Consider the following 10,632-nt stretch of genomic DNA (forward strand, 5'->3'; position numbering starts at 1 on the left):
TCTTTCTAGAATATTATTTACATAGACTACTTCTGCTTCAGATAGTTCAACTGAACCTTAGGAGCGCAGGCATTGCTTGTCTTCTCGGTGTATTCAGATACCTTCAATGTAGCAGTACCCTTAATGTTCTCCACATCACTACCTACCTTGAAGAGATAGTTACCTGCATCTACCTTCCACTGGCTGTTGACCTCATCGAAGCTGGCAAGATCGCGCTTTTCGAGGGTCATCTTCAAAGTCTGGCTCTCACCTGGATTCAGCAACTTGGTCTTGCCGAAGGTCTTGAGTTCCTTGGCAGGCTTCTCATAAGCACCCTTAGGAGCGGTGACATAAACCTCAGCAACTTCCTTGCCGGCAACCTTACCGGTATTCTTGATAGTTACGCTAACCTCGATATTGTTGCCTTTAGCCTTGACTGATGGCTTGCCAAACTCGAAGGTAGTATAGCTCAAACCATAACCGAATGGATAAGCCACATTCTTCTTGAAGGTGTCGAAGTAGCGATAACCTACATAGATATCCTCCTCGTGGTTGCTATAATCGTAACCCTTGATATTGCCCTTGCTCCAATCCAACAGATTCTTGTAGGTGTACATATCGTAATCCTTGGCAAAGTTGGCTGTAGATGGATGATCGGTAGCAGCGATAGGCCAGGTCATGGTCAACTTACCCGATGGATTCACCTTACCGGTCAGAATATCAGCTACAGAGTTACCACCCTCGATACCTGGCTGCCATGCTACGAGAATAGCATCCACACGGTCTCTCCAACTGGCTGTCTCCATCACAGAACCAGAGTTGATGATGACTATCACCTTCTTGCCCTTGGCATGGAAAGCATCAGATACACGGAAAATCATATCCTGCTCTATCTGACTGAGGTTGAACTCACCATTGATCTGGCGATCCATTCCCTCACCTGCCTGACGGCCGATGGTGATGATGGCAGCATCTGCCTTTGGCTCCTCGCCAGCTACACAGCGCTCAGTAATCTCGATTTCATCGAGCTTTGGCTGACCCTGATCCAGGAACCACATCATCGGATTCTTGTCTGCCTTCAACTTAGCCTTGGCATACTTCACATAATTCTGATAGATTTCCGTAAGCTGAGGAGTAGTTGCCACACCGATGTTCTTCAAACCGGTAACCATATCTACAGAATAGCCTACATTAACGGCTCCACTGCCAAGACCACCCGACATGAAATCGTAAGAGTTGACACCGAAGAGAGCTACGGTCTTCAAGCCCTGGATAGGAAGAGCGGCATCATTCTTCAGAAGTACCATACCCTCGGTAGAACTCTGACGGGTGATAGCTGCATGAGCCTTCAAGTCTGGCTCACCACTATATTTATATCCCTTGAATCGAGGAGTCTTCACGATATATTCGAGCATACGGCGAACATTGCGGTCTACATCCTTGATATCCAGCTTGCCATTCTTTACGGCATCAACAATATCCTGCACCTGTGCTGGATAACCCGGCATCATCAGGTCGTTGCCTGCCTCAACTTCCTGTTCCAGCGGAAGGTCGGCACGCTTACCAATCCAATCGGTCTCCACGATTCCCTTATATCCCCAATCGTTGCGGAGAATATCAGTAAGGAGCCCCTTGTTGCCCTGGGCATAAACACCGTTAATCTTATTATAGGCAGACATGATAGTCCAAGGATTGCTCTTGCGAACCATCATCTCGAAACCCTTCAGATACAACTCACGGAGAGCACGCTGGCTCAATCGCTCATCCACCTTGGTACGGTCAGTCTCTTGGGAGTTTACGGCAAAGTGCTTGGCACTTACACCCACGCCCTGACTCTGCACACCCTGTACAAAGGCGGTTCCGATAAGACCTGTTACGATTGGGTCTTCTGAATAATACTCAAAGTTACGACCACAGAGCGGATTGCGATGCAGGTTCATACCCGGTCCGAGCACAACATCACAGCCATACTCCAGGGTTTCGTTACCGATAGCCTCACCCACCTTGCGCACCAGGTCGGTGTTCCAGGTAGAAGCCAGACAGGTTCCGATAGGAAAACCGGTGGCAAAGTAGCTACGGCTGTCACCTTTGCGATGAGCATCGATATGAACACCGGCAGGACCATCACACTGAACAGTAGCAGGAATGCCGAGACGAGGAATGGCTACAGTAATACCCGCAGCACCCGGCACGAACTTCTTCTGGTGTCCGAGCATAGCGCCACTGCCCACGAATCCATCGTTACCACCACCCACTAAGATTTGGGCTTTCTCTTCCAAGGTCATCGCCTTGATTACTTCATCGATGTTGTTGGCATTCAACTGAGGTGCTGATTGCGCCATCATTGTTGTTGCCATCGCTCCAGCCGCAACGGTAAGAGCCAATTTCTTGTAGTTCATCATTTTGTCGTTTATTTAGTTAGTTATTACTATTCTGTTAGTTTTTTCTTCAGGTTCATGCAGTCATTTAGAATACTGCATTTCTTCAAAAACTTGCTGCAAATTTAATAAAATAAGGTGGAAACACCAAGCATTTCCACCTTTTTTTCTTGAATTCAACAAGATTATTCCCGGATTTAACAAAAGATATAGTAAGAGAATAACATACTATACATATCCCTAACCTAAGACTAGTCCTGATATTTAATCTGGAAGTAATCAAGCAGACGCTTATAGAAGTCCTGTGCTGTAAGACAAGTATCCATCAGATAACCTTTAATATGATTCCATTCGTGCAATCCTCTATAATAAAACATTTTCAACTCATCTGTGATGATGAACGGAACGATACCATTGCTTAGGCACTCCTTAAACATAATCAGTCGCCCCACCCTTCCATTACCGTCTTGGAAAGGATGAATAGACTCAAAGCGCTGATGGAAATCGATAATATCTTCCAGCGTTTTTTCTTTCTTGGCATTATACTCCTTCAGCAATCTTACCATCTCCTTGTGTACCATTTCCGGTTCACAAGTTTCTATTCCCCCCACTTCATTTGGAAAGCGTTTGTAATCTCCCACCATAAACCAATCTTTGGTGCTATCAGAAGTTCCTGACTTGAGAATAAGATGAAGTTTCTTGATGAAGTTTTCGGTCAACTTCTCATCAGCCTGCTCGATAATCAAATCGATACACCTGAAGTGATTGGTTGTCTCAATGATATCATCCACCCTTACACTTTGGTCTGTAATACCTATCGTATTGGTTTCAAAAATAAAACGAGTCTGCTCATGCGACAACCTGCTTCCTTCGATATGATTGGAATTATAGGTTAAGTCTATTTGAGTACGATGATAAATGCCTCCTTTCAGCTTCATATTCTTCTGTTCCCGAAGGATAGAAAGAAGAGGAGAAACCTGTTGCTTCTTGGATTTACGCATAGGCAAGGTTGCATCGGCAGGAATATTCCATGTCTTTCCCACCAACACTACTCCCTCAATTTTCCCGGAAGCACAATAATTACGCGCAGTTCGTTCTGATACCCCATACTTCTGCGCAAACTCTTTCACTGATATATAATCCATATTTTATCGGCAAGTTTACGTTTGTATTTCGACTGCAAATATAACACTTTTTTTGCCGATAACGGCAAGAAAACAACGAAAAAGCGATTATCCTCCCTCTTTTTTTTTGCCGATAACGGCAAGAAAAGCGCCCAACTGCTGATGTGCGACCACATATCAGCAGTTGGGCGGTTTTAAATATATATTGCAACAACTTACTTCGCTGTATCCTTTGAGCTTCGCTTATCACGGCGATAACTGCGATAATCATCCAGCGGAATCTCAATATCAGGTTCCACCAGCTCACCCTCACGTGGCAAGGCGAACTTCTGATACTTGATGTTCAAGCCACGCTCTATCCACATACTCTCATAATAGGTCTGGATAGAGAGAATCTTACGTGTTTCCTCATCGATACCCTCCTGATGATAGAGGTCCTCTGTGCGGAAGAGCACAGGCAGATGGTTGCCATCCACCATATAAGTAGTATAGGTGAAGAGGAAGTTGGAGTCCGTCTTCAGATGGATGATACCGCCATCCACGAGGAAATGACGATAACGGTTCATGAAGTAAGTAGATGTAAGACGCTTGCGAGGATTCTTCATCTGAGGGTCAGAGAAGGTGAGCCAGATTTCCTGCACCTCATCCTCGGCAAAGAAGCGGTCGATAATCTCGATGTTGGTACGGAGGAAAGCCACGTTCTTCTGTCCTTCCTCTATCGCTTTCTTGGCACCGGTCCACATACGTGCACCCTTGATATCCACACCGATGAAGTTCATCTCAGGATAGAGCTTGGCAAGTTCCACGGTATATTCACCCTTGCCGCATCCCAACTCCAGCACGATAGGGTTATCATTGTGGAAATACATCTCACGCCACTTGCCCTTCATATCGAAAGGCACGTCATCTACAACACTATATGGATACTGGAACACGTTCTCGAAACGCTCCATATCCGCAAACTTTGCTAATTTTCCTTTGCTCATTGATTCTTTTTTCTTCGTTTGGGTGCAAAGGTACAAAAATTATAAAAACTCTTATTACAATTACATTTATAATTTTTGATATTTAACCAAATCTACCGGAAATTCTTTTCAGAAACGGCAGAACTGTTGCCTCCATCATCAAAAATGAAAGAACATAGACATCAGTATTGTCCTACCTCGTAACTGATACTCCTTGCTCGTACGGGTCAACCCAGAATAAACAGTATAGCCGTAGGTGCGTTGATTGAAAAGATTAAGCGCAGTCAAACTCAACTCCATACCATTTCTGAAGCCATAACTGGTGGATGCATCGGCAAGAGTAAGATTCTTGTGCTGATGATCTGCTATCTGATTGCGATAATGCTCTCCATGCAACTTGATAAACCATGACTTCAATGGCTGGAAGTTGAAAGTGAGATTCTGGGCAAGATTGGTAGAGGAAGAATCGAAACCCAAATTCTTCAATACCATCTTATCCTTATCCCAGTTCAGCTCATAGGTGAAATTGAACCAATCCACAGGACGACCACTCCATTTTGCCGACAACATATAGTTATCAGAAGAATAGGCTGAAGGAGAATCGTTCTGACGCAGGAAGCCATCAAACCTCAGATAATCAAAACCTACGCTAACGAGTCCATGCATGAATCCCAATCCCTTACTTACCTTTCCACCAGCCATCAGGTTTTCAGAACTGCTGCTGTTGGAGAAATAGGAGTTGATGATATAATCACCCACAAAATCACGAGCCACCGTAAGATGACTGTCAGACCAGCTCTTGCGGATGTAGGCATTGGCAAAGACGGTAGCAAGAGGACGCTTATAGTTGATGTTGAAGGAAACATGCTTGCTCTTGTCGGCGGTATAATCCACGAAACCCGTATAAAGATTACGGTAATCACGCATCAGCAGACCCTGATAGAAATTCTGTTCATCCACTTCCCGCTGAGCGATTCCACCGGAAAGCGTAGCCTGCAAACGGGCGGTGAGGAAATAGCTCACGCTGAGTTGAGGAGCAGCCTGTGTCTTGCTGGCGTTCTCTTTCGCTCCCATCAACTTATCATTATAATAATAAGGTGTAAAGGTGATAGGCATCTGGAAACGGATATGCCAGCCACCCTGGTTATACTCTGCCTCCGGCGATGCATAGGCACGGAAGAAGGTCATGCCCAACTGATTGCGCATATTACCCAGGGAATCGGGTACTCCCTCCAGATGACTCTTCATCGTTCTGCTCAATACCTGCAAGCCTACCTTCATCATGACGGTAAAAGGCTTGAGGAAAAAGCCGAGCGAAGTATTGGTATGACTGAAGAATGCTGCCGAACGAACACTTTGATAAGCCGTTTGCTGCGAATTATCAACAGACAGAGAGTGCGGATTCACCATATAAGCATTATACGTGTTAAAGGTATAGGTTCGCTTACCACTCCGCTGCAACAGTTCCAGCTTGTCTGATACTTTATACTTCGGCATCTTGACCTGCTGATGATTAGGATAAGAGCCGGCAATATCCATCATGACATCATTCCAGGCCAGGTCGGTGGAAAGCTGATTGGCAACATACGACTTTTCGCCATTCGAAGTCAGCGTAAAGTCGGCAACCAATCTGTTCTGCTTCTGCTTTGCCTGTTCATCCTCTACATCATAAACGGTTGAATCATTCAGGAAATACTGGGTATTACTGAATGAGGAAGAAAGAAGACGGTCGTGGGTATAGACTATCTGAGAAGACAAATCCGTATTTTTGCCTAATACCCAGAGATTATTGGTTGTGAAAACATGGGTCTGGTTCTTACGCACACGGCTGTCTGAAATATCCGTCAGCTGGTCGGGCGTAACATTCACGTAATCTTTCAGATTATAAGAATTTCCCATCACTCCAGTTCCACCATCCGAAAAGAGGAGATTGCCCTCACCGGTTACATCCGTACCTATATTATTACTCTTGAAGGTATTGAGCGACTGGGCTTTCTTGGCAAAGCGCATCAACGACATCTCGCCTTCCCAGACATTCAGCTTACCAAACTTCTCTCCTTTCTTCTGCTCCATACCGCCACCTGCCTTCAACGTTCCTACCAGACGGCTCTTGGCAGATTCCTTCAGTTTGATGTTGATGGCAGGGTCTTGCGAGAACGACATATCTTCCAAAGCCTTGATAGGTTGATGATTGGTCATCACCTCTACCGAACCGACATCCTTCTGATGGATATTGTTGGTGGCGATGGAATAGCGGCCGCCGAGCATATCATGTCCTTCGATATAAAACTTGTTGATTGCCTTGCCGTTATATTTGATTTCTCCCTTATCCGACACCTCCATTCCCGGCATCTTCTTCAAGACATCAGCCAGACTCTTGTCGTTGGCATCGGCAAAGCTTGCCACATTGTAGGAGATGGTATCGCCTCGCTGCCGGATGCTTGGAGCCTTCACCACAACATCCTTCAGCTTTGTAGCCTGCTCCGTCAGGAGTACATGATATACAGTAGTATCCTTCGACAAAGGAATGGTTTTCACAGCATATCCCATCATCGAGAAATGCAGCACGTTACGACCATCCGGAATAGCATTGAGCGACAGCAGGAAACTTCCATCTGCCTGCGTCTTGGTAAACTTCAGGATTCTATTGCCGGCAGCAGGTCGGATGGTAACCATCACTCCCTGCAGTCCGTTGCCCGTATAGGCATCTTCCACCTTACCCGACAAGGTGACTTGCTGGGCATAGGTCAAAGTGCTCATACAGATAAACCACAGATATAAAAACAGTTGCTTCATAAATTATCTTCTAGAGAACCCATTCCGTTCTCTCTTTACGTTGATACTTATTCTTTTTCTATCAGATCATATTTCAGAGCCTCATCCGAGCCACCCAGAGATATTCCCGTTGAAGCCTCGTTGATACTGTTCCGATTTTTCAGATACTTATATTTTGATTGCAGGAAATCCTTTCTTGTCGTTTTCTGAAAGCGCTTGAATTCCTTGTCCTGTACCCCAAAAGTAATAGGTTTTGCACTAACCTGCTGCATTCCATTGATACAGAAATAGTATTGCTTTCCCCTATCATACACTTCCATAATCAAGCCAGGGAGTCCGCAGAACTTCCAGGGACCGTCACTTACAGGAACATCCAAGGCAAACCAGGCTGTCCATTGTCTTCCCCGGAAGCAGCAGGTAGCCTTTTGGCATTCATGACCGAGCACCATCTTCGTGCTGTCATTTTCCATATTCCATTCCTGCGCATTCAGGGAATCTCCATAAAGATAATATTGCCCCAACAGGAAATCTGTAATGGTCATTTCCCCTTGCGGATAATTCTTATAAATGGTAGCAGTCATTCTGCGATGGGGTATGGCATTGCGCAATTGCTTCCCTTTCAGTCCTTTCCCTATCGCTTCCGTCAAGAAGCTATCCCATAGTTTATCGCCATTAGGAGAAGCCATCAGAGAATCACACTGATAGGTATAATAGCTATAGCATTTTGAACACTCCGCTCCGATTTGCAGATAGAGCAAATCTTCTCCTATCTCATCATTCTTTATCGTATCTTTCGAATAACAATAATAATATGAGCACAAAAATTGCCCATGATCTATAACCTCATTCTTAGCTTGCAACAAAAGTGCATAAAAGAATAATACCGATATACTTATAAAAAATCTCTTAACAACCATATTAATATAACCTTTAAGTTTAAAGAATCACCTTTGTCATTTACAGAGTCCACTTAAAAAAGTAAGGCTTGTTTAAAGAGGGCTCAGTAAATTAAAATGATCTCAGTGCAAAAATACCGAAAATTGCTCAAACCGCCAAACGTTTTACATCATTTCTCACATAATATTTATAACCCAGTTTATTATGTAAAAATGATGTAGGTTTGCTATTCTTCCGGAATACCAAGTCTCTTCATTTCTACCTCTGCTGATGTTTGATTCTCTCTTTCTTTTATCTTATGGAAACGATATGTTAACGTCAATCCTACTTTTTGAGTTTCATACTTTGTATTAAAACTAGATCTAACATTATAGATCTGTCTACAAGCACGATTTCTATCTCCATTAAAAATATCATACCCATCTAATGATAACCGCAATCTATCGTTCAAGAAAGATTTTTTGATACTCAAATTGACAGAAGAAGATGATTTTACATTTATCGACTCCATGTATCCACCCCAGACTTGTTGCCAAGACAGAGAGAGCAGAAAATGCTTAGGAAGCTTGAAATCATTATCGAAATTAAGAATTGTCGACGGATGTCCATCATGAAATGTTGTTCCATCAATACCCGGATAATGCATAATTGACTTCTGAAAGAATCCCGTCAACGATGCAGTATAGCATTTATAGGTATTACGCCAATTCAACATCGCCGACAAAGCTTGACGATGCGACAAATTATCTTGTGACGAAACCGTTACTGCCGAGTTACCTTCCAAAGAATAAATCACCGGCAATAATGGACGATAAACATAATCATAATTTAATGTAAGAAACAAAGACTTATACATCAACAGATAAGACAAGCTATGAGTGATGGCTGTCTTCAACTGGCTATTACCCTTAGATTGCTCATAACGGTTCACATACGTCACATTATCATTCATATCTGCATAATTAGCCCGCTCTGTTCCTATCGAATAGCTAAGATTCTGCACCAACAATCCATGACTATAGCTTAGGGTTACCGATGGCAAGAATGTATTATCACTATGCGCCTCTATCACAGACGCCTTTTCATTCTTCCGACGAGAATATAGATTTTGATAACGTATTCCTGTACTCAAGGAAAAGTCCCCCAAGGGTAATTCGTAGTTGATAAATACTGCATTTTTAACTTCCTTATTCTCAAAGCGACCATCGAACTTCAACCGTTTATAATCTATCTTGTCTACTCCCTCACTATAGCTGAAATCATATCCTATACCCAAAGTGCCCCACTTTCCAAAATCATGAGTAGCATGGAAATTAGAAGCTAGGACATTCCATTTAGAATGTCCCATATATGAAACCTCAGAACTCGTATCTATATGATTTTCCTTTAAAGCAGAATTAGTGTTCGATGCTTTAGAAATATAATCCATCACTACACTCACGTGCCAGGCATGATTCAAACTTGCATCATAATACATATTGACATGATGCGTAAGGAGGTTGTTTTTGGATTTATTCTTATCAAAGAGATAATATGCAGGTCCTGCATTTGGCACGACACTAAATGTATCCCGAGTCTCAACCTTTCCATCCGTGTACATTCCACTATAAAGCATTCCTAGTTCTGATTTATCAGACAGATGATAAGTCATACCAGCAGAATAAGTATGACTACCAGAATGCGTCAAGCTTTCAATATGTTGCATTTTATTCCAAATGGTATCAGCTAATACCTGTTTATCATAATCAGAACTTTCGGAAGCATTATTTCTCCTATAGTAATACTTACCATACAAATCAAATTTTCCAGAATTGTATGTTGAAGAGAAACCTGTTTTATGAGCCAAATGCTTTGCCTGAGTGATATTTCCGATGGCATTAAAAGCCACACCATCTCCTAAAATCTTAGTTTTTATATCAATCACAGGTGAACCCGACGTGTCATAATCCGCCCCTGGCATGGCAACGATTTTTAAAGATTTGATTTGATCAACCGGTAAGTTATCGATAAGACTTTGATCTCTCACCTTACGTCCATTTAAATAATAGACCGGGGCTCCCTTACCCAACACATTGAACGAATTTCCTACATGTAAGACACCAGGAACCTTACCAATCAGTTCATATATATCATTCTGATGATTAAGAATAGAATCATGCTCTACGTCTACGAGTAAATTATGACCAGACAACTTTATGTTTTTGCGATGCCCTATCACCTCTACATCAGATAGAGAGATTGCTGTAGAATCCGAGATACCAGTCATGCTTTTGGCAACAACGCTACTATCAGAATCAAGGATAGCAATGTTTGCAGGAACATCACCTTTGTTAGCTCCCATATCCCTTGCTATTATATTCTTAGCTTGCAACAGAAGCGCACCCAAGAACAACATGGATATACTTACCTCAGTTCGGGATAACGAGCTCTATCTAAAGGCTTTATAATGTTTTTATATAAGGGACACAGAGGCTTGGCAACCATCTATATATCTTGGATGGTTGCTGAGACAAA

General features: G+C 43.0%; 6 protein-coding genes. All 6 read right to left on the minus strand.

What is annotated here, in order from left to right:
* Nucleotides 1–26: 26 nt before the first annotated feature.
* On the minus strand, nt 27–2,378 hold the full coding sequence (locus ACTQ16_RS09930; RefSeq protein WP_441937265.1) for a beta-glucosidase: 2,352 nt from the start codon (nt 2,376–2,378) through the stop codon (nt 27–29).
* A gap of 230 nt (nt 2,379–2,608) precedes the next feature.
* The gene (locus tag ACTQ16_RS09935; RefSeq protein ID WP_295347527.1) at nt 2,609–3,502 is read right to left on the minus strand and encodes a DNA-binding protein; all 894 of its coding nucleotides are present in this window, start codon (nt 3,500–3,502) and stop codon (nt 2,609–2,611) included.
* Nucleotides 3,503–3,696: 194 nt separating this feature from the next.
* A complete protein-coding gene (gene trmB, locus ACTQ16_RS09940; RefSeq protein WP_022121261.1) occupies nt 3,697–4,467 on the minus strand; it encodes a tRNA (guanosine(46)-N7)-methyltransferase TrmB in 771 nt (256 codons plus the stop codon).
* A gap of 138 nt (nt 4,468–4,605) precedes the next feature.
* A complete protein-coding gene (locus ACTQ16_RS09945; RefSeq protein WP_441937267.1) occupies nt 4,606–7,242 on the minus strand; it encodes a carboxypeptidase-like regulatory domain-containing protein in 2,637 nt (878 codons plus the stop codon).
* A gap of 47 nt (nt 7,243–7,289) precedes the next feature.
* The gene (locus ACTQ16_RS09950; RefSeq protein WP_441937269.1) at nt 7,290–8,138 is read right to left on the minus strand and encodes a GLPGLI family protein; all 849 of its coding nucleotides are present in this window, start codon (nt 8,136–8,138) and stop codon (nt 7,290–7,292) included.
* Between the two features lie 206 nt (nt 8,139–8,344).
* A complete protein-coding gene (locus ACTQ16_RS09955) occupies nt 8,345–10,459 on the minus strand; it encodes an outer membrane beta-barrel protein (RefSeq protein ID WP_441937271.1) in 2,115 nt (704 codons plus the stop codon).
* Nucleotides 10,460–10,632: the final 173 nt, after the last annotated feature.

Source organism: Prevotella sp. LCP21S3_D2, assembly GCF_052118345.1.
In the GTDB taxonomy this organism is placed as follows: domain Bacteria; phylum Bacteroidota; class Bacteroidia; order Bacteroidales; family Bacteroidaceae; genus Prevotella.